The organism is Janthinobacterium sp. NFX145 (genome assembly GCF_049810325.1).
Taxonomy (GTDB): domain Bacteria; phylum Pseudomonadota; class Gammaproteobacteria; order Burkholderiales; family Burkholderiaceae_D; genus Janthinobacterium; species Janthinobacterium rivuli.
Genome location: NZ_CP187360.1, coordinates 2,366,737 through 2,390,820, shown reverse-complemented (window position 1 = coordinate 2,390,820; position 24,084 = coordinate 2,366,737). Strand labels below are relative to the sequence as shown.

Below are 24,084 nucleotides of genomic sequence, written 5' to 3'. Positions count from 1 at the left end.
GAGAGAGCATGCGTTTTTCCCGATTTTTCATCCGCCGTCCCGTGTTTGCCATCGTGCTGTCCATCCTCATCACCCTGGTGGGCGCGGTGTCGGCCATGCGCCTGCCGATCTCGGAGTTTCCCGAGATCGTGCCGCCCACGGTGACCGTGAAGGCCAGCTATCCTGGCGCCTCGGCGCAGGAAATCGCCGACACCGTCGCCGCGCCGATCGAACAGGAAATCAACGGCGTCGACGGCATGCTCTACCTGTCCTCGCAATCGGTGGGCGACGGCAAGCTGACCATCAGCGTGGTGTTCAAGGCGGGCACCAACGTCGAACAGGCCCAGTCGCTGGTGCAAAACCGCGTGGCAGTGGCCGAAGCGCGCCTGCCCGATGCCGTGCGCCGGCTGGGGCTGGCCGTCAAGAAGGCATCGCCCGACCAGCTGATGGTGGTGCTGTTCGATTCGCCCAAAGGCACGCGCGACCAGCAGTACATTTCCAACTTCATCGGCACGGCCATCAAGGACAAGCTGGCCCGCGTCGAAGGCGTGGGCGACATCTACACGCGCGGCGCGCGCGACTTCTCGATGCGCATCTGGCTCGACCCGGCGCGCGTGGCCTCGCTGGGGTTGACGGCGCCGGAAGTGATCGCGGCGGTGCGGCAAGCCAATTCTCAGGTCGCCGCCGGCGTATTGAACCAGCCGCCCGGCGGCAGCGACGGCGCCTTCCAGGTGCAGGTGCAGGCGCAAAGCCGCCTGCGCGACGTGGCCGAATTCGAAGCCATCGTCGTGGCCGCCCATGCCGGCGGCGGCGTGGTGCGCCTGCGCGACGTGGCGCGCGTCGAGATGGGCGCGCAGGATTACACGGAAAGCGGCTTCGTCGACAAGCGCACGGCCATCGCGCTGAGCATCAGCCTGCTGCCCGGCTCGAACGCGCTGGCCACGGGCGACCGCGTGCTGGAGCTGCTGGCAAAAATGGAAGCCGACTTCCCGCAGGACGTCGCCTACCACAGCTATTACAACCCGACTGAATTCATCCGCTCCTCGATCGACAAGGTGCGCGACACCATCTTCGAGGCGGCCCTGCTGGTGTGCCTGGCCATGCTGCTGTTCCTCGGCTCGTGGCGCGCCGCCATCATTCCCATCCTGGCCATTCCCGTGTCCCTGGTCGGCACCTTCAGCGTGCTGGCGGCGATGGGCTATAGCCTCAATACCCTGTCATTGTTCGGCCTGGTGCTGGCCATCGGCATCGTCGTCGATGACGCCATCGTGGTGGTGGAAAACGTCGAGCGACACATGGAGGAAGGCATGAGTCCCGTCGCCGCGGCGCAGCGCAGCATGGACGAAGTGGGCTTTGCCCTGGTCGCCATCGCGCTGGTGCTGGTGGCGGTCTTCGTGCCGACGGCCTTCATCGACGGCATCTCCGGCATGTTCTACCGCCAGTTCGCCGTCACCATCGCCGCCTCCACCGTGATCTCGGCGCTGGTCTCGTTGACGCTGTCGCCGGCCCTGGCCGCGCTGCTGCTCAAGCCGCGGCACGATGCCAACAGCCTGGGCGCGCGCTGGATGCGCATTTTCAACCGCGGCTTTTCCCGCCTGACGGGCGGCTACGTGCGGCTGACGGGGCGCATCCTCTCGCGGCGCTGGCTGATGCTGCCCGTGTACCTGCTGCTGGCGGGCCTGACCCTGTGGCGCCTGGACGCGACGCCGCATGGTTTCGTGCCGCAGCTGGATCGCGGCTACGCCATCGTCTCGATCCAGCTGCCGGCAGGTTCGACCCTGGCGCGCACCAGCGAAGTGGTGCAGGACGCCACGGCCCGCCTGTTGAGCCACCCCGGCGTGGCCCACACGGCCGCCTTCGTCGGCACGGATGGCGCCACGTTTACGTCCGCGCCCAACACGGCCGTCATCTTCACCATGTTCAAGGACTTCGGCGCGCGCGCCAGCGATGGCCTGGACGGCCCGGCCATGCTGGGCGCCATGCGCGCCAGGCTGGCGCCCATCAGCGCGGCGCGCGTGATGGTGATACCGCCACCGTCCGTGCGCGGCATCGGCACGGGCGGCGGCTTCAAGCTGATGCTGCGCGACACGGGCGGCCAGGGACCGCAAGCCTTGCAGGCGGCCGCGCGCGCCATCGTCGAGGAAGCGGGCAAGCTGCCCTCGGTGACGGGCGCCTTCACGCCGTTCAACGCCATGAGTCCGCAGATCAAGGTTGAACTGGACCGCACCAAGGCCGAATACCTGGGCGTGCCGCTGCTGCGCCTCAACGAGACCCTGCAAAGCTACATGGCGCCCGTGTTCGTCAACGACATGAACCTGATGGGCCGGGTGTGGCGCGTCACCGCCTAGGCGGACGCGCCCTACCGGCGCAGCGTGGCCGACCTGGCAGCCCTGAAGACGCGCGCCGCCAACGGCGACATGGTCCCGCTGGGCAGCGTGGCCGCCTTCAGCGAAGGCACGGCGCCATTCCGCGTGCCGCGCTACAACCTGTATCCAGCGGCCGAAATCCAGGGCAGCACCAAGGCTGGCTACTCGACGGGGCAAACCATCGCCGCGATGGAAGAACTGCTCAAGGCGCGCCTGCCGGACGGCTTCGACTACGAGTGGACGGAACTGGCGCTGCAGGAAAAGCACGCGGGCGGCAGCACCGGCATGGTACTGGGCCTGGCCGTGCTGCTCGTATATTTGCTGCTGGCGGCCCTGTTTGAAAGCTGGCTGCTGCCCCTGTCCGTCGTGCTGATCGTGCCCAGCTGCGTGCTGGCCACGCTGGTCGGCGTGTCGTGGCGCGGCCTGGACAACAACGTGCTGACGCAGATCAGCATCGTGGTGCTGATCGGCCTGGCGGCCAAGAATGCCATCCTGATCGTCGAATTCGCGCGCCAGGCGATGGCGGCCGGCGCCGATGCGCGCGAGGCGGCCATCGCCGCCGCCCGCACGCGCCTGCGGCCCATCCTCATGACGTCGCTGGCCTTTTTGCTGGGCGCGATACCGCTGATGCTGTCTTCTGGCGCGGGCGCGGAAATGCGCCAGTCGATGGGCACGGCCGTCTTCGCCGGCATGCTGGGCGTGACCGTGTCCGGCCTGTTGTTTACACCGTTGTTTTTCACCTTGCTGAGCCGGCGCCGCGCGGCGCCCGCCGCACGCACGGTCGCGCTGGGAGAAGCCGCATGAGCCGCATGATTAACTTGAACACGCGCCGCGCCGCGCCGCTGCTGGTGGCCACGCTGCTGGCCCTGGCCGGCTGCAGCGTCGACACGCCCACGGCGACGCGGGCGCTCGATACTGCGCAGCTGCCGGTCCTGCCTTCGGCCGCCGGCGCACCGGAGCTGCAGGCCGGCGCGCCGCCGGCACGGTGGTGGCAAGCACTGGGCGACGCCAGGCTGGAGCAATTAGTGCAACGCGCCTGGCACGACAATGACGACGTGCGCATCGCCGCCGCGCGCCTGGCCAGCGCCAGCGAATTTGCGCAAGCGGCGCGCGGCGCCCGCCTGCCGGCGGCGGACCTCGATGTCCAGGCCGGGCGCGCGCGTCTGGCGGCGATCGGGAGCCGCGACGGCCAGCCGCACATCGCCTCGCCGGTGCAGTGGAACGCCGCCTTCAGCTGGGAACTCGACCTGTTCGGCCGCGTGCGCCACAGCATCGCCGCGGCCGAAGCCACGGCGGACGAACGCGCCGCCGTGCGCGACGACGTGCGGCGCCTGATCCTGGCGCAGGTGGTGGACGCCTACCTGACGCTGCGCGGCGCGCAGCAGATGCGCGCCAGCCTGGAAGAACAATTAGCCAACCAGTCCGGCACCTTGCGGCTGGTGCGCGAGCGCGAAAGCGCGGGCCGCGCCGCGCCGGCCGAACGCATGCGCGCCGAGGCGCAGATGCGCCTGGCCAGCGCCCGCCTGCCCAGCCTGAACTTTGATGAGCGCGCGGCGCGCAACCGCCTGGCGACCCTCACGGGGCAGCGGCTCGATGCGCCGGAACTGGCGGCGCTCGACCAGCCGATGCCGCTGGCGCTGCCGCAAACCCTGCTGACGGACGAACCGGCCCATTTGCTGCTGCGCCGGCCCGACGTGCGCGCGGCCGAACGCGCGCTGGCGGCGGCCAGTGCGCGCGAAGGCGCGGCCATCGCCGAGCGCTTCCCGCGCATCAGCCTGGGCGCGCTGTTCGGCGCCTCCGGCGTGGCCGGCGACTGGCATGGCGGCGACGCGGCGCGCTGGCATGCGGGCGCCGCCTTTACCCTGCCGCTGTTCGATGGCGGCACGCGCCGCGCCCGCGCCCGCGCGGCCGGCGCCGACGTGCTGGCCGCGCAGGCCGGCTTCGACAAGGCGCTGGCGCTGGCGCTGGAAGAAACCGACAGCGCCATCGCGCAATGGGTGCAGCTGCGCAGCCGCCATGCGGCACTGCGCGAGGCGCACCAGCTGGCGCAGGACAGCGCGCGCCTGGCCAGGGTGCGTTACCAGGAAGGCGCGGAAAGCCTGCTCGGCGTGCTCGAAGCGGAGCGCATCGCGCTGGCCACGCAGGAGCAGCTGGTGACGGCCCACCGCGACGTGGCCATCGCCACGGCCCATGGCTACACGGCGATGGCGGGCGGCTTCGACGGACCGGTGCAGCGCTAGAAGACAGGCGCCGGCGGCGTCAAACGGCGCCGATCTGGCCGGCGCAGGCGTCGACCACGCAGCCGCGCAGCCAGCGGTGGGCGGGGTCGGCATCCATGCGCGGATGCCACATCAGCGACACCGTCAGGTCCGGCATGCGCAGCGGCAGCGCAAAGCTGAACATGCCGGCGCGCAGATTGCCCGTATGCCGTTCCGGCACGGTGGCGATCAGGTCGGAGCCGGCGGCCAGCGCCAGCGCGGCCGTAAAGCCGCCGACGATACTGGCGATCGTGCGCTGCAGTCCCAGGGCGGCCAGCGCGTCGTCCATCGGCCCAGTATCCTGGTCGCGCCGCGCCACCAGCACATGCTGGCCGGCCGCATAGCGCTCGGCGCTGATTTCGCCTTGCGCCAGCGCATGGCCGCTGCGCACGACGCCCACGAAACGGTCGCCGAACAGCCTGCGCGTGCGCACTTCCGGGCTGGTGAGACTGCCGATCACGCCCGTTTCCAGGTCGACGCTGCCCTCGCGCAGCTGCACGCTTTCACGGTCGACCTTTTGCACGAAGCGCAGGCGCAGGCCAGGCGCTTGCGCGCCGATATGCGCGAGCAGCGCCGGGCCGAAATTTTCCACGAAACCGTCGCTCGCACGCAGCGTGAATGTCTGCTCCAGCTGGCGCGGATCGAGCTGCTGCGCCGGCCCCAGCACGCCCAGCACCTCGCCTAACAGGGACCCAACTCTTGCGCGCAGCTCCAGCGCGCGCGGCGTGGGCACCAGTTCACGGCCGGCACGCACCAGCAGCGGATCGCCGGTCGTCTCGCGAAGGCGCGCCAGGGCGCGGCTCATGGCCGATGGACTCAGGCGCAAGCGCCGCGCGGCCCGCGTGACGCTGCCTTCGGCCAGCAGCGCATCGAGGGTGATCAACAGGTTCAGATCGGGTAGCGACATAGGCGCTTACTCGCCCTGCTCCGGCGCGCGGCCGATCTCGCCGTCGATATTGGCCAGGAACCAGGCCAGCGACGACATCAGCGCCACGTTGCGCTTGAGGTTATCCGGGTCGACCTTGTCCAGCGTGTCGGCCGGCGTATGGTGATAGTGGAAGTAACTGTGGCTGTCGACCAGCGGTTCGAAACTGGGCACGCCGCCCGTTTCCAGGCGGTGCAAGTCGCCCGTGCCCAGCGCGTCGCGGCGCGTGAAGGCATGCGCGCCCATCGGCAGCAGGGCCGCGCGCAGGGGCGCGAAGAGTTTTTCCGACTTCGGCCCCACGCTGGCGAGGATGCCGAACGGGCGGCCGGCGCCGCTGTCCATCTCGATGGCCGCGTATTGTTTGCCGAGCGCCTGCTTGTGGGCCTCGAAATAGGCCTGGCCGCCCCGCCCGCCATTTTCCTCGTTCATCCAGGCGATCACGCGGATGGTGCGGCGTGGGCGGTAGTCGAGCTTTTTCAGGGTTTCCACCACGCCCATGGCCGCCACCACGCCGGCGCCGTCGTCGTGCGCGCCCGTCGCCAGGTCCCAGGAATCGAGGTGGCCCGACACCACCACCACTTCGTCGGCCTTGTCCGTGCCCGGCCAGTCGGCGATGACGTTATAGCTGTCCGCTTCCGGCAGGTTTTGCGGCGTCAGGGTCAGGTGCATTTTTATCGGACCGCGCGCGGCCAGGCGGCCCATCAGCAAGGCGTCTTCCACCGTGACGGCGGCGGCCGGGATGCGTTTATTCTCGTCCAGGCCCGTAGCGCCCGCGTGCGGAATGCGGAAATCGGCGCCGCCGACCGAGCGCACCAGCGCGGCGGCCGCGCCCAGGTCGGCCGCCGCCTTCGGTCCCAGGAAGCGCGAACGCGAACCCTGGCCATAGGTGACGCCGGCCAGGCCACGTTCGGCCATCTCCTGGTCGAACGGCGTGTCGATCAGCACGATGGCGCCCTTCACTTGCGCCGCGCGGGCCTTGAGTTCTTCCAGGCTTTTGACGATGATCACGGGCGCCGTCAGGCCGGCGGCCGGCGTGGCGCCGGAGCCGCCCAGGGCGGTGAGCACCACGCGCTGGCTGACGCCCTGCGGACGGCCCGCGTAATCGACGATTTCCGCCGTTTCCACGCCGCGCACCCAGTGCGGCACTTTCACGGGCTGCAAGGTGACGGTGGCGCCCAGCTGGCGCATGGTCTCGGCCACCTGCTGCACGGCGGCGGCGGCGGCGGCGGAACCGGACAGGCGCGGGCCGATCAGATCCGTCATGTCGGCCAGGCGGGCGTAGGCCCAGTCGCTTTGCAGCGCCGTGTCGCGCACCTGCGCCAGCGCTTGCGGCGTATTGCCCGGCGCGGCCGCAAAGGCGCCGGCGCTGACGATGCAGCCCAGGGCAAGGGATAAAGCGGAACGGCGCAGTGGCGCGCCAGTCAGGATGCTGTGCATGTATTCAAATCCAGTCAACGAGGTCGAAGCGGGTACGCCGTGGCCATGGGCAAGGCGCGACTTTTTCTACGATAGCGTATTTATTCTGTCATTGCAGCAACTTTTACGGGATCGATTGCCTGTCCCCCCGGAGTCGATTACCATCGAGATCGTGATCGCTACCGGAAACCGCCATGCTCAAGGGAACACTCTGTACCGTCCGGCATTTGCAGGCCGCCGACCTGAATACCTATATCGCCCTCGTCAACGACCTGCCGTCGCGCGGCGAGTTTTTCTCGATGCAGTTCAAGTCGCCCGAGGCCATGCGGCGCGACTTCCTGCAAACGGGATTTGTGACGGAGGACAGCGAACTGTTCCTCATCGAAGACCAATCACAGCACATCATCGGCACGATCACGCACTTCAAGAGCCGCACGCCAGCCTCGCGCGAGATCGGCTACCGCCTGTTCGACCGGCAGCGGGATGGACGCGGCTACATCAGCGAAGCGACGCGCCTGGTGGTCGACTACCTGTTCAACGCCTATCCGTATCACCGTCTGGAGCTGCTGATGGACCCGCTGAACATCGGTTCCGAGCGCATCGCGCAAAAGAACGGCTTTACCCAGGAAGGCTTGCTGCGCCAGGCCTTCTTTATCAATGGCGTGATGCGCGATGTCAAAATGTACAGCCTGCTGCGTCCCGAATGGCAGGCGCGCCAGCGCTGACTTGTTACGGCCGGGGCGCGATTGTAATAAGTTGTATTAGACGTGGAACAAGCGTGCGGCAGCGGATATAGTTCACTTCATGCAGATCATTGTGATCTCGCCGGAATGGAAGGAAATGCCATGTTGAACAAGAAACTCCTGGGTGCGGTAATGGTAGCGGCAGTGGCTGTGTCTTCGGCCGCAGTCGCCGGTGACCGCGACTTCAATACCGTTGCAGGCGCCGTTGTCGGGGCGGCCATTGGCAACAGCACCGGCGGGCGCAATGGCGCGATCGTCGGTGGCGTGCTGGGCGCAGCCGTCGGCAACAGCATCAGCACGAATGACCGCTATTACGACCGTGGCGGCTATCGCGGCGGCTACCGCGAAACCTATTACGCGCCGGCGCCGCAGCCCGTGTACTACGCCCCTGCCCCGCAGCCAGTGTATTACGCGCCGCCACCGCGCTACTACGGCCCGCCGGCAGTCGTCTACGTGCAACCGGGCCGCGGCTATTACCGCGACCATGGCCGCCGCGACTATTACGACCGTGGCCACGGTCACGGCCACGGCTGGGGCCATCGCCGTTAAGCACCGCCCTGCACCCGCACCATGCAAAACCTGCGCCAGCCTGCTGCCGCAGGTTTTTTTATGAATATGCAAGGTATCACCCCCGCACAATATCGGCTAAGCTGTGTCCTATGATCAACATTGCTGGCCGCCTGGACCGCACCAACCGATGCATTTAATTAAAGACGAGCTCGACTTCGGCCCCTGGCTCGACGCCGCCGCCGGCAGCAGCGTGGGTGCCGGTCCCCTGCCGCGCCGCGAAAACCAGGACAACTTCCTGCTGATCGATGCCAGCGGCCACGCCGTCTGCCTGTCGCGGCAGGCGCCGTTCCACTGCCAGGTGCCGGGCTGGCCGCGCGGCCATGTGCGCGCCGCCGTGCTCGACGGCATGGGCGGCCACGGCCTTGGGCGCGAAGCGGCGGAAGCGGCCGTGCAAGGCTTGCTGGCCATGCCCGCCTGTCTCGACATGGCCAGCCTGGCAGCCAGGCTCGACGGATTGCACACGCGCTTGCAGGACACCTTCGCCAGGACCGCGCCAGCCCAGGCGCGTCCGCCCGGCACCACCCTGACCTTGCTGGAAGTGCCGCCCGGCGAGGCGCCGCTGCTGTATCACGTGGGCGATTCGCGCCTGTATGAAATTGCCGACGGGGTGGCCAGTATCCTCACCGTCGACCACGTGCCGGCCACCGTGTACGCCATGCGAGGGGCGCTCGACGAGCCGCGCTGGCGTGCCGCCGTGCATGGCGAGCACCATCCGCAGATCTCGCAGGCATTTATTTTGGGCAACGCCATCAGCGACAGCTTGCAGCTCGACAAGCCCCTGCGCGGCCTCGACGCGGCCACCCTGCCGCCCTTCCTCGCGCACCTGGGCGACCGCCGCGTGCTGCGCGTGCGCCCCGGCGCCCACTATCTGCTGGCCAGCGACGGTTTTTGGGCCTGCGAGGAGCCGCTGGCCCTGACGGCCCGCTGGCCCGCCTTGTGTGCCGGCAAGACTGCGGCACAGGCCGTCAGCACCCTGTTCGATGATTTTCTCTCCGATCCGCCAACAGGTTTACATAGCGACAACATTACCATGGTGGCGCTGCGCTTCGAGGCGGCGTTCACCGTCCCAGGCGGCTAGCGGCCAGGTAGCCGGCCGTTGCCGACACGGCCGACAAGACGCTGCCCCAGACCATGTCGATCGCCGTCAAGGCCAGCGGCCAGTCGCGCAAGGTCGCATAGTTGCTCAAATCATAGGTGCCGTAGGCAAGCAGCCCGAGCAGCGCGCCCAGCGCCGCCGCCGTGCGCCCGCGGCGCGCACGCAAGCCAGGCAAAATGGCAAAGACCAGCAGCCCCGCCGCGTACAGCAGGTAAAACAGCACGGCCGGCGCCCAGCGGGGAGACTCCGCCAGCAGCGGCCCCAGCGCCGCGGCGTACACGGGCTTCATCAGCACCGCCAGCCACAGGGCGTCGATGGCCAGGAACACGCACAAGGTGGCGCCATACGCAATGGCAAGCTGGAGCGGACGTTGGACGGGCATGGTCATCTTTCGGCATCAAGCGGTGTTGAGGGCAACGGTTGCGCCAGCATAATGCAAAACGCCGCCACGCTCACGGCGGCCTGGTTAAATTGAACCATGCCCATGGCGCGCGGTCTGAAGGATAGACCTCTCCAACGTCAGGAGCACGCCATGAGCAATACCATCCCATCACCGCAGGGCGGCGCGCCCGACTACGCCGCCATCAAGCAGCGCCAGCAGGCAGGCTGGGCCAGCGGCGACTTCGCCGTCATCGGCGTGACCCTGCAGCCGGTCGGGGAATCGCTGGCCGAGGCCGCCGACATCCGCGCAGGGGAAGACGTCATCGACATCGCCGCCGGCAATGGCAACGCCACCCTGGCGGCGGCGCGCCGCTTTGCCCGTGTCGTCTCCACCGATTACGTGCCGGCGCTGCTGAACAAGGGCCGCGCGCGCGCCGAGGCGGAAGGGCTGGCCGTGACCTTCCGCGTGGCCGACGCCGAAGCCCTGCCCTTCACGGATGCCAGTTTCGACGCGGCCCTGTCGACCTTTGGCGTCATGTTCGCACCCGACCACCGGCGCGCGGCCAGCGAAATGCTGCGCGTGCTGCGGCCCGGCGGGCGCATCGGCATGGCCAACTGGACGCCGGACGGCTTTGTCGGGCAACTCTTCAAGACCATAGGCAAATATGTGCCGCCCCCGGCAGGCATGGCGTCGCCGGCCCGCTGGGGCGAGGAAGCGTATGTGCGCGACCTGTTCGGCCGTGGAGCCGAGCAGGTGCACGGCCAAGGCAAGGTTTTCAATTTCCGCTACGCTTCCGCCCAACACTGGCTGCAAGTGTTCCGCGATTTTTACGGCCCCGTCCACAAGGCCTTTGCCGCGCTGGACACGGCTGGCGCCGGGGCGCTGGAACAGGAACTGCTCTCCATGCTGGAGCGCCTGAATACGGCTGGCGCCCACTCGCTGGTGGTGCCGGGCGAGTATCTGGAAGTCATCGTCAGCAAACGGCGCGAATGAGTATCATGGCAAAATAACATATCCAGAAAGACATAAAATGTGTTTTTGAGCAATAGTTTCCATGGCATACATGGCAAGGTGTGACCAAGGACATGAATTTGGGCAAAAAGAGCGCATTCCCGCGCCACGAATGTTGCCAAGCGGGCGCAAAAGCGCGTAAGCTCTCATGTATAACAGAGGGCAGAATGTCCCCGCTCGATTCGAGTCAGAATGTCATGAAAAAATGCAGCAACCCGGAGCACCCGCACTGTACGTTCTGGGTCTTGCCTGGGGAAACAGTCTGCGCGGGCAACCACCCGCAAGCGACGACTGCCCCCAGTAGCTACGACCTGTTGACCGCACAGCGCAGCGCCCGTTCCGAGCCATCGGCAACGGCGCTTCCGCACGTCCCTGCGCATGATATTCGTGATGCTGTTATTCGCGGCGCGGCCATTCAAACGGCAAGCCGCCGCGTGCCGGCGGCCGCCCCGGCGTTTACGCCAGCGCCCGTTGCTCCACCGACGGTGCCATCAGCTTACCAGCCCGCGCAAGCCCACCTGCACATCAGCGGCTTCGATCCCCGTGCGGCGGGCGGACGGCAAACCCTGAAAATGGAATTGCGCGGCATGAGCGCCGCCTGCGCGCCGCAGCTGACCTTGCGCCTGCGTTCGGATCTGATCCCGCGCGGCCACGTGCAGCATGATTTCGTGCGCACCACGCGCGGCGACTGGCGTCCCGTGTTTGTCGAGTTTTCCTCGCGCAACAAGGAACACGGGCAATACCAGATCGAAGTGGAAGTACACAGCCACATCGATGGCGCCGTGGCGCAGAAATGGGTATGCACGTTTGTCATCCTCGTGCCGCGCCGCGACGCCACCTTGACGGAAATCCACCAGATCTTCCTCAGCACGCACAAGAACGTGCGCGTGATGGCAGACGACGCGTCGATTGCCCGTGTGACGGGCGGCGACGGCTGCAACCTCGACGTCACGGCGCGCAATGCCGGCATCGCCCACGTGGATTTATCTGCGCCGCAAGGCAAGATCGACATGGGGTTTACCACGATTGCCTGGGACGAGGAGTTGATCGAAGTCGACCTGCCCGCCGCCAGCCACTGCCATCCGCACCCGAGCCAGGCCGCCTGCCTCGTCAATGCGGCGCCGGAAGCGGGAGAGCAGCGCCAGATCCGCCTGTTCGCGCTGGAAGAATGCATGCTGGGGCGTTTTGAGCTGGTCGACCCGGAAGCCGATGTGCTGCTCAGTCATTTCAGCCCCGACGGCCAGGACAATAATGGCTTGACGCGCCGCCTGTCGGGCCGCCACGCCATCATCCGGCGCGGCCAGCAAGGCTTTGAAATCGAGGATGTGTCGCGCTACGGCCTGCTGCTCGACGGCGTGTGGCCCGGCAAACACAAGCCCGTCGCCCTGCGCCTGGGCATGCGCATTGAATTGTCTGCCAGCATCAAGGGCATCGTCGTGCTCAGCGTCACGGCCCTGCTCGCGCATGGCGTGATCTTGCACCGCATCGACCACGGCGCCCGCGCCGAGTGTTTTTACCTCTTGTTGCCCGACACCCAGCCTGCGCCGGCAAGCCACCTTGCCACGCCACAGGCCAGCTGCCTGCCCGTGCTCTTCCACCGCAACGGCGGTTTCTGGCACATCGATACGGCCAGCGGCAAGGAAACGGCGCTGGCTCCCGCCACCGCGCTCGACAAGCTCAGCGGCTTTGCGCGCCATAACCGCTTCGCCAGCGAACCGTATCCGGAATGCTGGATCATCCGCACCGAAGGCGCGGTGCTGTGCGATAGCGCCATGCAAACGGCCTGATACAACGCCTCCCGCCACCTGACCGCTAGCGTCTGAAAAATGGTCAGAGCAAGGCGCGCTGCCGAAGACAGTATGAATGTACGGCAAGGCAGTGCAACGCAGCTATGGCCTTTTTTCGGACGCTAGCGCGGCACCAGTACGAGAAAAATCAGCGACAGCCCGATAATAAATACCGCTTCCAGTGAAAACACGAGGGCGGGAATCTGCAATTCGCGCGGGATTTTCATGGCGACACCTCTTCAAAACACAGGACTGCTTTCAGCATAGCGCGCCCTGCGCCGATTACATTATCAGCCGCACAACACAATTAACAGCCCGGCATGCGTTGCCGAGTCCGCTGGCCAAGCTCTCCCGACACACAATTTAACAAATTATCGGCAGATATTCTGCAAATAGCACCCCTCCACGCCCTTGAATACTGTATATTCATCCAGTTAATATCCCCTGCATTTCACACAACGCCACGCATGGCGTTTTACATTTTCTATGGCTTCCAACAAAGCGCATCATGCGACCGGTTGGGCTGCCGGCGTGATCGCCGCGGCCTTGGTCGCGCACGCTGGCGCCGGTGGCCCCTACCAAGTGCTGAGCATGCTCGCCTTTGTCATGGGCGCGCTGGGCGGCACGGCGCCGGACTGGCTGGAAGTGGCCTGGTGGGCGCGCACGCACCGGCTGTGGATCACGCACCGCACGTGGACGCACTGGGGCCTGGCCTGGATCGCACTGCTCGTCTACACCTACCTGCAATTGCCGCACCACCTGTGGGCGCCGCCCCTGTTCGGCTTTGCCGCCGGCGGCATCATGCATTTGCTGGCGGACTGGCCCAATCCGCTGGGCGTGCCGTGGATTTTCCGCCGCCACTCGCTGCGCTGGTGGAAGAGCGGCCGCCACGACATCATCGTCATCATTGCCGCCTGGCTGGCCGCCACCATCGTGGCCGACCACGTGTTTTTCGACGGCATCCACTGGCAGCGCACCGTCCTGGCGTTCGATAGCCTGCTGCACTGGTCCGCCGCTGCCCTGCAGCAAGCCTGGGCAAATCTGCAACAATGGCAGCTGCGCTGGCGCCTGGGCGGCGACGCCAATTGACGCCGGCCGTGTGGCAATGTGATAATGAGTATCATTCTCAAACAGCCCAGCCAGCCGGCACCCCGCGTTCCGTCAGCCCAGCTCTTCCCTTGCCTGGAGAACGCAGTGAGCACCGTCAGTCCCGTCCATGCTGTCCACCTGAAAACCCTGTACAGCGAGCACCACGGCTGGCTGTATGGCTGGCTGCGCGGCAAGCTGGGCAACCGCGCCGAGGCGGCCGACCTGGCGCAGGATACGTTCTTGCGCCTGCTGGGCAAGCGCGATCTGACACCGCTGGCGCCACTGCGCGAGCCGCGCGGCTACCTGGCGACGATTGCGCGCGGCCTGCTGATCGACCGCTACCGGCACCAGGCGCTGGAGCAAGCCTACCTGGAAGCGCTGGCGCAGCAAGCCGAGCCGACGACGATCAGCGCCGAAACGCATGCCATCATCATCGAAACCCTGCTCGCCATCGACCGCCTGCTCGACGGCCTGGGCGCACGCACGCGGGCCATCTTCCTGCTGGCGCAGATCGAGGAGCTCAGTTATGTCGACATCAGCCGGCGCCTCGGCGTCTCCCTGCCCACCGTGAAAAAGCACCTGGTGCGCGCCTACACGGAATGCCTGATGCTGGCGGCCGCCTGATGTTCGGCCCATCCCCTTCCATTCCCATCGCGCGCAAGGTGCTGGCCGCCGCCGCCCACTGGCATGTGGAACGCCAGTGCGGCAGCGCCGACCCGGCTGCCCTGCAGGCATGGCGCGACGCCAGCGCCGAGCATGAACGGGCTTGGGAACTGCTGCAGCGCATGGACGGCCAGCTGGGCGCGATACCGGCAGCGCTGGCGATTCCCGCGCTGCAGGCGGCGCAGCAGCGCCGGCGCGCGGCCGCCAAAATACTCGCGCTGCTGGTGGCGGCCGGCGGCGGTATCGCGCTGGGCCAGGCGGGCCTGCAATCGGGCCCATGGCAAGCCCTGACGGCGTCCTTGCGCACGGCGCCGGGCCAGCGCCGCCACGTCACCCTGGCCGATGGCGGGCGCCTGGAAGTGAATACGGATAGCGCCCTGGATGTCGCTTACAGTGCCACGCACCGCCGCATCCGCCTGCATCACGGCGAAATCATCATCACGACGGCGCCCGACCCACGCCCCTTCCTCGTCGACACGCCGCACGGCGTGATCCGCGCGCTCGGCACGCGCTTCGGCGTGCGCTGCGATGGCGATGGCGATGGCGATGGCAGCACGGTCAGTGTCTACGAACATGCCGTGGAAGTGCGTTGCGCGGCGCGCCCGGACGCCTTGCGCCGCCTGGAAGCGGGACAGCAGCTGCGTTTCAGCGCAACCGGCGCGGATGACGTGCAGATCATGCCTGCGCACCAGGACAGCTGGCTGCGCGGCATGCTGGTGGCGGCCGACTGGCCCCTGCAACAACTGGTGCGGGAACTGGCGCGCTACCGGCGCGGGCGTCTCGTCTGCGACACCAAAGTGGCGGGGCGCCCCGTCACGGGCACTTACCGCCTCGACGATATCGACGCCGTGCTGGAAAGCCTGTGCGCCTCGCACGGGTTGCAAGTGACGTACTTCACGCGCTACTGGGCCACGGTGGCGGCCCGCGCCACATAATTATTTTCAGTTTTTTTGCGCCAGGGGTTGGTGTTTCGCTGCGCTGCTTCGGCTTCATAGATAAGTAGCCGATTCATCCTCCATTGACCATACCCTGAACAGAAAGACCGAGCATGCAGCTGACCACCCCCGTCCTCCATCCCGCCGCGCGCGCCATCCGCCTGGCCGTCCTCGCCATGGCGTGCGCCGCCCCCGCCGCCTTTGTCGCCGCCCCCGCCCTGGCGCAAGGCCAGGCTGCCGCGGCGGCACCGCAAGCCTACGCCATTGCGGCCGGTCCGCTGGCCACGGCCCTGAACGACTTTGCCGTCGCCGCCGGCGTCGGCCTGTCGACCGATCCCGCGCAGACACGCGGCCTGCGCTCGCCGGGCGTGCGCGGCAGCTTCAATGTCGGCCAGGGTTTTGTCCAGGTGCTGGCCGGCAGCGGACTGGAGGCCGTGCAGCTGCCGAACGGCGCCTACGTGCTGCGCCAGGCGGCGCCAGCGTCCGCAGCGGCGGCCGGCACGGAAAAGACCATGGCGCCCGTGACCGTCAGCGCCAGCATGGAGCGCGACCCCGTCAGTGAACACAGCAACTCGTACGCGGCGCGCGCCGTCACCGTCGGCAAGGGCGTGCAAACCCTGCGCGAAATTCCGTTATCCGTCAGCGTCGTCACGCGCCAGAAGATGGACGACCAGAACCTCAACACCATCGACGCCGTACTGGCCAACACCACCGGCATCACCATGTACGACAGCCCCATGGGCGGGCGTTATGTGTATTCGCGCGGCTTCATGGTCGACACTTACCAGTTCGATGGCGTCAACCGCGCCATGTTCTACCCGCAGGCGAACAGTTTTACCAGCAATACGGCCATGCTCGATCGCGTCGAAATCGTACGCGGCGCCACGGGCCTGTTGCAGGGCACCGGTTCGCCGGGCGCCGCCATCAACATGGTGCGCAAGCGCCCGCTGGCGGAAAAGCAGGTGCAGCTGGCACTCAGCGCGGGCCGCTGGAACGACGTGCGCGGCGAAGTCGACGTCACCGGCCCCTTGAACGAGTCGGGCAGCATCCGCGGCCGTGTCGTGGCCGCGCACGACCAGCGCGATTATTTTTATGACGTGGCCGACAGCCGCACCGACGTGCTGTACGGCGTGCTGGAATTCGACCTGGCGCCGGGCAGCAAACTGACAACGGGCGCCAGCTACGAAAAACTGAAGTCGACGCCGTTTTTCTCCGGCATGCCCCGCTACCTCGATGGCAGCGACCCGAAACTGCCCCGGTCGACCTACCTGGGCGCGGACTGGAACCGCTGGGACAGCCGCCAGACGGCCGCCTTCGCCGAATTCGAACACCGCTTCGATGCCGACTGGTCGCTCAAGGCCAGCGCCAACTACACGCGCGAACAGCATGACGTGAAATACATGTTCAACCTGGGCGCGCTCAATCCCGCCACCATGGCCGGCATGATGATGTACGCGGGCGTGTTCGACTACGGCACCACCAACAAGGGACTCGACCTGTCGCTCGATGGCAAATTCAACGCCTTCGGCCGCCGCCACGGCTTCAGCGCCGGCGTCAGCACGAACCGGCTGGAAAGCGACAGCGATTACAGCCTGGCCATGATGAAGCTGCCCAATAGCGCGCTGCAACCGAATCACGGCGTGGCGGAACCGAGCGATGCCTGGATACGCGAGAAACAATATGGCGGCGGCCACAGCCTGACCACCATGACACAGACGGGTGCCTATGGCGTGGCCCGATTCAGCGTCAGCGACCCGCTCACCGTGGTGGCGGGCGCGCGCGTATCGAATTTCAAATCAACCAGCGTGTACCGCGACACGGGCGAGGTATATCTCGATCCGTCCCGCGAAAACGGCGTCGTCACGCCGTATGGCGGCGTCATTTACGCGTTCGACAAGCGCTGGTCCGGCTACGCCAGCGTCTCCGACATCTTCCAGCCGCAAAACCAGCGCACGGCCGAAGGCGCCCTGCTTGAGCCGCTGAAAGGGCGCAACCTGGAGGTGGGCGTGAAAGGTGAACTGTTCGATGGCAAGGTCAATACCTCGCTGGCGCTGTTCCGCATCGAACAGCGCAACCGCGCCGAGGCCGATCTGGTCAATATCTGCACCAGCGGCACGGAGTGCTATTTCTCGACCGGCAAGGTGCGCAGCGAAGGCGTCGATGCGGAAATCAGCGGCGAAGTGACGCCGGGCTGGCAGCTGTTCGCCGGCTACACCCTGAACAACTTCAAATACCTGGAGCAGACGTCGGACGCAGGCGTGATGTTCGCCAGTACCTACTCGCCGCGCCACATGCTGCGCGCGTGGAGCGACTACCGCCTGCCCGGCGCCTTGCAGAAGTGGAGCGTGGGCGGCGGCGTGAACTTCCAGACGGAGAGCTCGCGCACGACGCGCGACGTGAAGGTGGCGCAGGGCGCGTATGCCTTGTGGAGCGCGCGCGCCGCCTACCAGATCGACCGCAACTGGACGGCGTCGCTGTCCGTGACGAACTTGCTCGACAAGCGCTACTACCAGACGGTGAGCGCGCCGGCGTGGGGCAATTTCTATGGCGAGCCGCGCAAGGCGCAACTGACCTTGCGCGCGCGGTTCTAATCCAGCTTATGCCGGAGGACGCAATGGCGCCTTCGGCAGCGGAATGAATTCCGTCTCGCCCGGCACGTGCCCCATGCGCTGGGCGGTCCAGTCGTCGGCCGCCTGCGACAATCGCTCCTTGCTCGACGAGACGAAATTCCAGAACAGGAAGCGGTGGCCGTCCAGCGGCTCCCCGCCGATCACGACGAACTGCACCGGGCCGCCGCCTGTCGTCACCACGGGCGCGGCACCAGCTTCCAGCAAGGCCATGGTGTGCGGCACCAGCGCCACGCCATCGACCAGCACATCCCCGCTGATCGGATAAATCGCCGCTTCCGGCGGCAAACCTTCCAGGCGCAACTCGCGCCCCGCCTGCAGCGCCACGTCCAGGTACACCGTCTGCATGTAGGTGCGCACGGGCGAGGTCTGGCCAAAGGCCGTGCCGATCAACACCTTCACGACGGCGCCATCGAGCGGCACCACGGGAATGTCGGCCTGCGGCGTATGCGTGAAACTCGGTTCATCCTCTTCGTGCGCCTTCGGCAGCGCGGCCCACAGCTGCAAGCCGTGCGTGCGGTGCGGCTTGCCGGCCAGGTCCTGCGGCGTGCGTTCCGAATGCACGATGCCGCGCCCGGCCGTCATCCAGTTGATGGCGCCCGGTTCGATGCGCTGGTACGAGCCGATGCTGTCGCGGTGGTCGATCGCGCCCTCGAACAGGTAGGTGACGGTAGCCAGGCCGATATGCGGATGCGGGCGCACGTCGTGGTTGGCGTCGGGCGCCACGTCGATGGGGCCGAAATGGTCAAAGAAAATGAAAGGGCCGACGGCCTGTTTGACGGCGGAAGGCAGCAAACGCCGCACGACGAAGCCGCCGCCCAGGTCCTTTTCGTGGCTTTTCAGGATGGCCGCGCTCATGCCAGCACCGTCGTGATTTCCGTGGTGACGGCCGTCATCAGCTTGTGGATCGGGCATTTGCCGGCGGCTGACAGCAATTCCTGGCGCTGCGCCTCCGTCAGCTCGCCCGTCAGGTGCAGGGTGGTGGCCAGGCGGTACACGCCCTTGCGCTCTTCGCTGGCGTCGCGCTCGGTCGACACTTCCACGTGCTCCAGGGGGATGCCCTTGTGTTTGGCGTACCAGACGACGGTGAGCGCCTTGCAGGCCGACAGGGCCGCGTCGTACAGGTCGTGCGGCGACGGGCCGGCGTCGCCGCCGCCTTCGGCCACCGAGGCGTCGGCGGAAATGATGTGATCGCGCACGTGCACGATGTGGCGCATGGCTTGCGACTGGTCGCGGATGGCTTTGATGGTCATGGCGTTCCTGGGTGCGTTTGGAAAGCCACAATTTACACCGTTTGCCCGCTTTGCGCAGCCTGCCGCCCCACTACCTGATCATTCGATACGGAACAGGGCAGCGGTGGGCAGGCGAAGACGATGGACACTCCGGCACGGTCAAGGTGCATGCAGTATCCCTCAAGATGACCAATATGATAATGAGTCAGTCGAGCGTGCGCGCCACCCTGAAGCCGACGATGTCGTTCGACAGCACGGTGGAAAAGCCATTGCGCAGGGCCGAGCGCAAATAGCGCGGGTGGTACAGCCACGAGCCGCCGCGCAGGATGCGCCGGCTGCTGTCGGCGCCCTCTTCCCACGCGCTGCCGTCGACGGGCGCGCCGTCGTAATTGTCGTGCACCACGTCCTGCACCCATTCCCACACATTGCCGTGCATGTCGAACAGGCCCCAGGAATTCGGCGCGAACGTGCCCAGCGGCGTGGTGCCGCCCCGGTACACGCCGCGCGGGCCGCCGTTGTACACGTACAGGCCGTCGTAGTTGGCTTGCTCGGTGCTGATCGTGTCGCCCACGTTGAAGGCCGTGCGCGTGCCGGCGCGGCATGCGTACTCCCATTCCGCTTCGCTGGGCAGGCGGTACCGCCGGCCCGTGCGTTCGCTCATCCACGCCAGGTACAGCTGCGCGTCATTCCAGCTCACGCCGACCACCGGGTGCAGGTCGGTTTGCACGAAACCGGGATTGTCCCAGTCCGTTTCCGATCCGCCCGCCCAGCCGGTCGCCTTGACGAAGGCGCGCCATTCGCCCACGCTGACGGGGTGGCGCGCCAGCGCGAACGGGCGCTCGATGCCAACCCAGTGCTGCGGCATCTCGCGTTCTAGCCAGGACTGCTGCGAGCCGGCCTGGATGGCGGCCTTGTGTTCCGTCTCGTGCGCGCCCATCTGGAAGCGGCCGCTGGGAATGAGCACCAGTTCCGGGCCCTGTCCCGCGCCATCGAGAAAGTCATCGCGCAAGATGCCTTCGGCATTGGCCACCGGTTCCGCGTGTTCCGTTTCCTGCGCTGGCGCGGATGCCGGCGCAGGGACGGCTGCGGTCGCGGCGCGGCTGGCCTCTTCGCGGCGCGCGCGTTCCTGTTCCGCGCGGTAGGCCGCCTCCGCCTTGGCGACGATGGCCTTGCGCTGCAATTCCTGGTGTTCCTGCAAGGCCGTGGCGGCATCGGCTTCGCGGCGCGCGCGCAACTGGCCGCGCAGCGCTTCCTTGCGCAGCTTGCGCGCCTCTTCCGCTTCGAAATGGCGCTGCGCCTCCTGCTCGCGGCGCAGTTTGTCCTGGCGCTGCTTTTCCAGCGCGGCCGCCTGGATTTCCGCCTTGCGGCGCTGGTCCAGTTCTTCCTGGCGTATGCGGGCCCGCTTGAGTTCTTCCTCGCGGGCCTGTTCGGCGGCCAGCGCCGCCTGCCGTTGTTGCTGCGCCAGGCGCGCCTGCTGCTGGCGCGCCTGTTCCGCCAGTTCTTCGGGCGACGGCCCAGCGGCGCGCTCCAGGCTTTCCAGCAAGGCTTGCACGGATTGGGGCCGCAGTTCCGGCGTCAGCGAAAAACCGTTCTGCAAGACTTGCCACTGCTGCGCGTTGAGCGCTTGCGGCGCGGACGGCAAATGGCTGGCGCTGCGCGTGTCGTCGAACGGCATGCGCCCTTCGAGCATCTGATAGATCATCACGGCCACCGCATACACGTCCAGGCGCGGGCTGGGCTGGCGCTGGTTGGCGCCAGCCTCGGGCGCCCGGTAGCCGTGCGTGCCCGCGTTCGGCAGCTCCAGCGCCAGGCTGCTGTCCGCATTGCGCACCCGCGAGGCGATGCCGTAGTCGAGCAATTTGACGTCGCCCTTCGCCGTCAGGAAGACATTACCCGGCTTGAGGTCGCGGTGCACCAGCTTGTGCTTTTCCCACGCATACGACAGCGCTTCGGCCACCGGCTGCAGCAGTTCCTGCACCGTGGACAGGGGCAGCGCGCCCGTACGCGCCAGATAGTGCTCGAGGTCTTCGCCATCGAGGCATTCCATGATGATGAAATAGCTGGCCGTGGCCGGATCCTGCGCCCACTCGTAGACGCGCACGATGTTTTCATGTGCGAGTTTGCGCGCCTGCGTCGCTTCCTCGATCAGCAGCTTGGCGTGCGTGGCGCTTTGCGTCAGCTGCGGCGGCAAAATCTTCAGCGCCACCATTTCACTGCTGCCCAGCTCCGCGTGCGTGGCCAGGTCGGTGGCTTGCCACACCTGCCCCATGCCGCCCGTGCCGATCAGTCGTTCAAGCCGGTAGCGGCGGTTTTGCGGGCCGATTTCCTGGCCCTTCATGAAGCCCAGTTCCGTACCCTGGCGCACGGGTAGCGGCGCGGCCACAGGCGCGGCGCCTGGCGGCGCGTACTCGGCGTCGAGGATGGCGTTCTTGCGGCGTTCAAATTCCTGCTCGCTGAGCAGCCCGTCGTCGTGGAGGGCGCGCAGTTCCCGCAGCTTGTCTCGTGCTTTTTGCATCATCTGGGGTGAACCGCTTCCATCAAGGCTGCAGGGCGACGCCGCAGGCGGCGCAGAATTTATCTTCCGGATGGCCCGCGCGCTGCGCATGGCCGTTCTTGCAGCGGGCCGGCGGCGCTGCGACGGCGGCGGCACCCGGCTGCAACGCCTGCGCCACGGCCACGCCCAGCTGCGCCTGGGCCGACAGGCCATGCGCGTGCGCCGCATTTTGCAGGTTGATCAAGTCCAGCTGCTGGCGCCGTTCGCGTTCCGCCTGGCCTTCCAGATAGCTGCGCTCCTGCGCCACGCTGTCCTGCGCCATGCGCATGGCGTCCAGCGGCGCGACGCTGTTCTCGGCCGCCGCCAGCGCCGCCAGCGCGTGGATCTGCTCGGCGCTCATGCCCGCCTGCAGCTGCGTTTTCAGCACTTGCGCCAGCGCGCTTGCATTCTGTCCGGCGGCCATGGCCACCTTGCCCGTGTCGCTCAGCGAGCCGATTTTCTCGATGCGGTCGATATCGATGCGCGCCAGTTCGGCCGCATGCGCCTGCTGCGCCAGCAAGGCTTCGTACTCTCCCTTCCAGCGCGCGTAATCGCTTTCGCGCTGCTGCGCCATGGCCAGCAGATCGCGCTGCCATTGCGCTTCCTGTTCCAGCTGGCGCAGCTGCTGGCGCTGTTCCTCGATGGCCAGCGCGTCGAGCTGCGCCAGCTGCGTTTGCTGCTGCAGCTGGCGCGCGTGCACGCCATCGGCCTCGATGGTGCGCAACAATTTTTCCTGCTGCACGATGGCGTCTTCGCGCGCGCCGCCGCGCCGCAACGCCGCCACTTTTTCCGCGATTTCCGTCGCCTGCACCTGGGCCGCTTCATCCTTGTGCGCCTCGGCGCGCAGCAATTCGCGCTGGCGCGCCAGCTGCATCTGGTCTTCCCACTCCTGCACCCGCTCCGCTTCGCGCTTGCGCGCCGCATTCGCCAGCATCAGGCCCTGCCACGCAGCCTGGTGCTGCTCGGCCTCCAGCTGCGCCTCGCGCTGGGCCGCATCCGCTTCCGCCTGACGCAGGCGCGCCAGCTGGGTGCGGCGGCCCGTCTCGTCGTCGATCAGCAGTGCGCTTTCCACTTGCTGCGCGATCGACTGCAAATGGACCTGGTGCGTAAAGCGCTGCTGCGCCAGCTGGATCTGTTCGCGTCCGTGCAGCTGCGACAGTTCCAGCTCGCTGCGCATCTTGATGGCGGCCAGCGCCCGCACGTGTTCCCAGTTGGCCGTTTCATCGGCGCGCTGCGCGCCTTTTTGCGCCAGTTCCTGTTCCAGTTCGCCCAGCGCCAGCGCGGCGCCATGGTCGAGCGCCTGGCGCCGCGATTTCGCTTCCAGGATGCGGCCATACAGGTCGATCTGGCGCCCGCGCAGCGCTTGCAGGCGCTCCGCTTCCTGGTGGTTCAATTCCGCCTTTTCCACCGTCGCATCCTGCTGCAATTCCGCGCGGCGGTGCGCGTGGCGCGCCGCCAGTTCCTCGCGGCGGATGCGCTGCCACTCTTCCTCGTCATACAGCTGGTCGAGCTGCTTCATGCGCTCCAGGCTGTGCTGTTCCAGTTCCTGCGCCGGCAAGCCGCCCAGCCACAGGGTGCCGATGCTGGTGCCGGCATCTCCTTCGCGCTTGTCATGGCGTAGCGCCAGCGTCTCCACGCGCGCCACGGCCAGGCCGGAAGGCGCCAGGCGCTGCGTCAGCGCCGATTGCAGGCGTTCGTTCAATTCGGGCCGCAGGTCCGCATTCGCATCCATCTCGCGCAGCGCACGGCTGCCGATGAATTCCAGCGCGATCTGGCGCACGGATGGCAGCAGCAAGGCGTGCAAATGGGCGCGCGTGACGGCGCCCGGCGCGCGCATGAACTGGCGCGCGAACGCATCGGGCTGGCCCAGCGCGATGTCGACGCGCAGGGACGCGGCGACGTTCAGCAGCTCCGTGCTGGCCAGGGCCGGCAAGTCGAATTCCAGGCTGACGGCGTCGGCGCGCACGATCAGCACTTCGGCCGGACGCGCCGGCAGCAGCGCGGGCAGGCGCGCAAAGAAGGCGGCGCTGTCGTAGTCGCCGGCCGGTATCAAGGTGAAAGCGTCCGATTGCACGATCCAGGCGCGCGACTCGGCGGGCACCTGCAGGCGGCGCGCGGCGCTGCCGAACAGCGAGGACAGTTCGCGCACGCCAAAGAACAGGGCAAGTTGCCCATCAGCAAGATGCCATTGATTGGCATGCAGCACCGCGTCGCTGTCGGGTGCCCCCAGCGACAAGCCGCATTGCGCGCAATAGCCGGCGGCAGCGCCGTTCTTGTGCTCGCAGCGCGGGCAGCGGGCGCCGCCAAAACCAAACAATTGGAACATGTGTGACTCCTGATGAGAATGATTGTGCGCGCAACACGGCTGCCATGCCGATTCTAGCAGCACAGCTGGCGCAGCACCTGCCGCGCGCCGAGCGTGCACGAAACGGCGCAGCATCAGATAATGCCATAGGGCAATTGCATTCATAT

Annotated in this window: 17 protein-coding genes and 1 pseudogene; 11 read left to right on the top strand and 7 right to left on the bottom strand. The window is 67.1% G+C overall.

Annotated elements, in window-relative coordinates; translation table 11 throughout:
• The first annotated feature begins 8 nt into the window (after window positions 1-8).
• A pseudogene (locus ACPJXG_RS10670) lies at window positions 9-3,149 on the top strand (efflux RND transporter permease subunit).
• Complete coding sequence (locus tag ACPJXG_RS10665; RefSeq protein WP_425254202.1) at window positions 3,146-4,585, top strand: efflux transporter outer membrane subunit; 1,440 nt, start codon at window positions 3,146-3,148, stop codon at window positions 4,583-4,585. Before ACPJXG_RS10670 ends, ACPJXG_RS10665 begins: the two are co-directional and overlap by 4 nt.
• A 19-nt stretch (window positions 4,586-4,604) precedes the next feature.
• On the opposite strand, the gene ACPJXG_RS10660 is transcribed toward ACPJXG_RS10665, so the two are convergent.
• Both ACPJXG_RS10660 and ACPJXG_RS10655 read right to left on the bottom strand, forming a co-directional pair.
• Window positions 4,605-5,510 (bottom strand): LysR family transcriptional regulator, encoded by a 906-nt coding sequence (locus tag ACPJXG_RS10660; RefSeq protein ID WP_425254201.1) that lies wholly within the window; start codon window positions 5,508-5,510, stop codon window positions 4,605-4,607.
• Between the two features lie 6 nt (window positions 5,511-5,516).
• Window positions 5,517-6,965, bottom strand: a complete 1,449-nt coding sequence (locus ACPJXG_RS10655) for a M20/M25/M40 family metallo-hydrolase (RefSeq protein WP_425254200.1) — start codon at window positions 6,963-6,965, stop codon at window positions 5,517-5,519.
• Window positions 6,966-7,138: 173 nt separating this feature from the next.
• Here ACPJXG_RS10655 and ACPJXG_RS10650 point away from each other — a divergent pair, with 173 nt between their 5' ends.
• From ACPJXG_RS10650 to ACPJXG_RS10640, 3 genes are all read left to right on the top strand, one after another.
• The gene (locus ACPJXG_RS10650; RefSeq protein WP_099400634.1) at window positions 7,139-7,669 is read left to right on the top strand and encodes a GNAT family N-acetyltransferase; all 531 of its coding nucleotides are present in this window, start codon (window positions 7,139-7,141) and stop codon (window positions 7,667-7,669) included.
• 120 nt (window positions 7,670-7,789) lie between these two features.
• Window positions 7,790-8,236 carry a glycine zipper 2TM domain-containing protein gene (locus ACPJXG_RS10645; protein WP_034751896.1) on the top strand — a complete coding sequence of 149 codons (447 nt, stop codon included), beginning with the start codon at window positions 7,790-7,792 and terminating at the stop codon, window positions 8,234-8,236.
• A 148-nt stretch (window positions 8,237-8,384) separates the two neighbouring features.
• Window positions 8,385-9,335, top strand: coding sequence for a PP2C family protein-serine/threonine phosphatase (locus ACPJXG_RS10640; RefSeq protein WP_425254199.1), 951 nt, complete (start codon window positions 8,385-8,387; stop codon window positions 9,333-9,335).
• Here ACPJXG_RS10640 and ACPJXG_RS10635 read toward each other — a convergent pair.
• Window positions 9,316-9,735, bottom strand: coding sequence for a DUF2177 family protein (locus ACPJXG_RS10635; RefSeq protein ID WP_425254198.1), 420 nt, complete (start codon window positions 9,733-9,735; stop codon window positions 9,316-9,318). The two genes, ACPJXG_RS10640 and ACPJXG_RS10635, sit on opposite strands and share 20 nt — an antisense overlap.
• 150 nt (window positions 9,736-9,885) lie before the next feature.
• Here ACPJXG_RS10635 and ACPJXG_RS10630 point away from each other — a divergent pair, with 150 nt between their 5' ends.
• From ACPJXG_RS10630 to ACPJXG_RS10605, 6 genes are all read left to right on the top strand, one after another.
• Complete coding sequence (locus ACPJXG_RS10630) at window positions 9,886-10,728, top strand: class I SAM-dependent methyltransferase (protein ID WP_425254197.1); 843 nt, start codon at window positions 9,886-9,888, stop codon at window positions 10,726-10,728.
• 452 nt (window positions 10,729-11,180) lie between these two features.
• A complete protein-coding gene (locus tag ACPJXG_RS10625) occupies window positions 11,181-12,533 on the top strand; it encodes an FHA domain-containing protein (RefSeq protein WP_425254196.1) in 1,353 nt (450 codons plus the stop codon).
• 486 nt (window positions 12,534-13,019) lie between these two features.
• A complete protein-coding gene (locus ACPJXG_RS10620; protein WP_035819929.1) occupies window positions 13,020-13,622 on the top strand; it encodes a metal-dependent hydrolase in 603 nt (200 codons plus the stop codon).
• 105 nt (window positions 13,623-13,727) lie between these two features.
• The gene (locus ACPJXG_RS10615) at window positions 13,728-14,246 is read left to right on the top strand and encodes a sigma-70 family RNA polymerase sigma factor (RefSeq protein ID WP_425254195.1); all 519 of its coding nucleotides are present in this window, start codon (window positions 13,728-13,730) and stop codon (window positions 14,244-14,246) included.
• Window positions 14,246-15,220, top strand: coding sequence for a FecR domain-containing protein (locus ACPJXG_RS10610; RefSeq protein WP_425254194.1), 975 nt, complete (start codon window positions 14,246-14,248; stop codon window positions 15,218-15,220). Before ACPJXG_RS10615 ends, ACPJXG_RS10610 begins: the two co-directional genes overlap by 1 nt.
• Window positions 15,221-15,333: 113 nt before the next feature.
• On the top strand, window positions 15,334-17,811 hold the full coding sequence (locus ACPJXG_RS10605; protein WP_425254193.1) for a TonB-dependent siderophore receptor: 2,478 nt from the start codon (window positions 15,334-15,336) through the stop codon (window positions 17,809-17,811).
• 6 nt (window positions 17,812-17,817) lie between these two features.
• Here ACPJXG_RS10605 and ACPJXG_RS10600 read toward each other — a convergent pair whose 3' ends face one another.
• The 4 genes from ACPJXG_RS10600 to ACPJXG_RS10585 form a co-directional block, all read right to left on the bottom strand.
• Window positions 17,818-18,705: a pirin family protein gene (locus tag ACPJXG_RS10600; RefSeq protein WP_425254192.1), complete on the bottom strand. Its 888-nt coding sequence runs from the start codon at window positions 18,703-18,705 to the stop codon at window positions 17,818-17,820.
• Window positions 18,702-19,100, bottom strand: coding sequence for an OsmC family protein (locus ACPJXG_RS10595; RefSeq protein ID WP_035819934.1), 399 nt, complete (start codon window positions 19,098-19,100; stop codon window positions 18,702-18,704). Before ACPJXG_RS10595 ends, ACPJXG_RS10600 begins: the two co-directional genes overlap by 4 nt.
• A gap of 184 nt (window positions 19,101-19,284) precedes the next feature.
• A complete protein-coding gene (locus ACPJXG_RS10590; RefSeq protein ID WP_425254191.1) occupies window positions 19,285-21,597 on the bottom strand; it encodes an SUMF1/EgtB/PvdO family nonheme iron enzyme in 2,313 nt (770 codons plus the stop codon).
• Window positions 21,598-21,616: 19 nt separating this feature from the next.
• Window positions 21,617-23,938, bottom strand: coding sequence for a hypothetical protein (locus ACPJXG_RS10585; protein WP_425254190.1), 2,322 nt, complete (start codon window positions 23,936-23,938; stop codon window positions 21,617-21,619).
• Window positions 23,939-24,084: the final 146 nt, after the last annotated feature.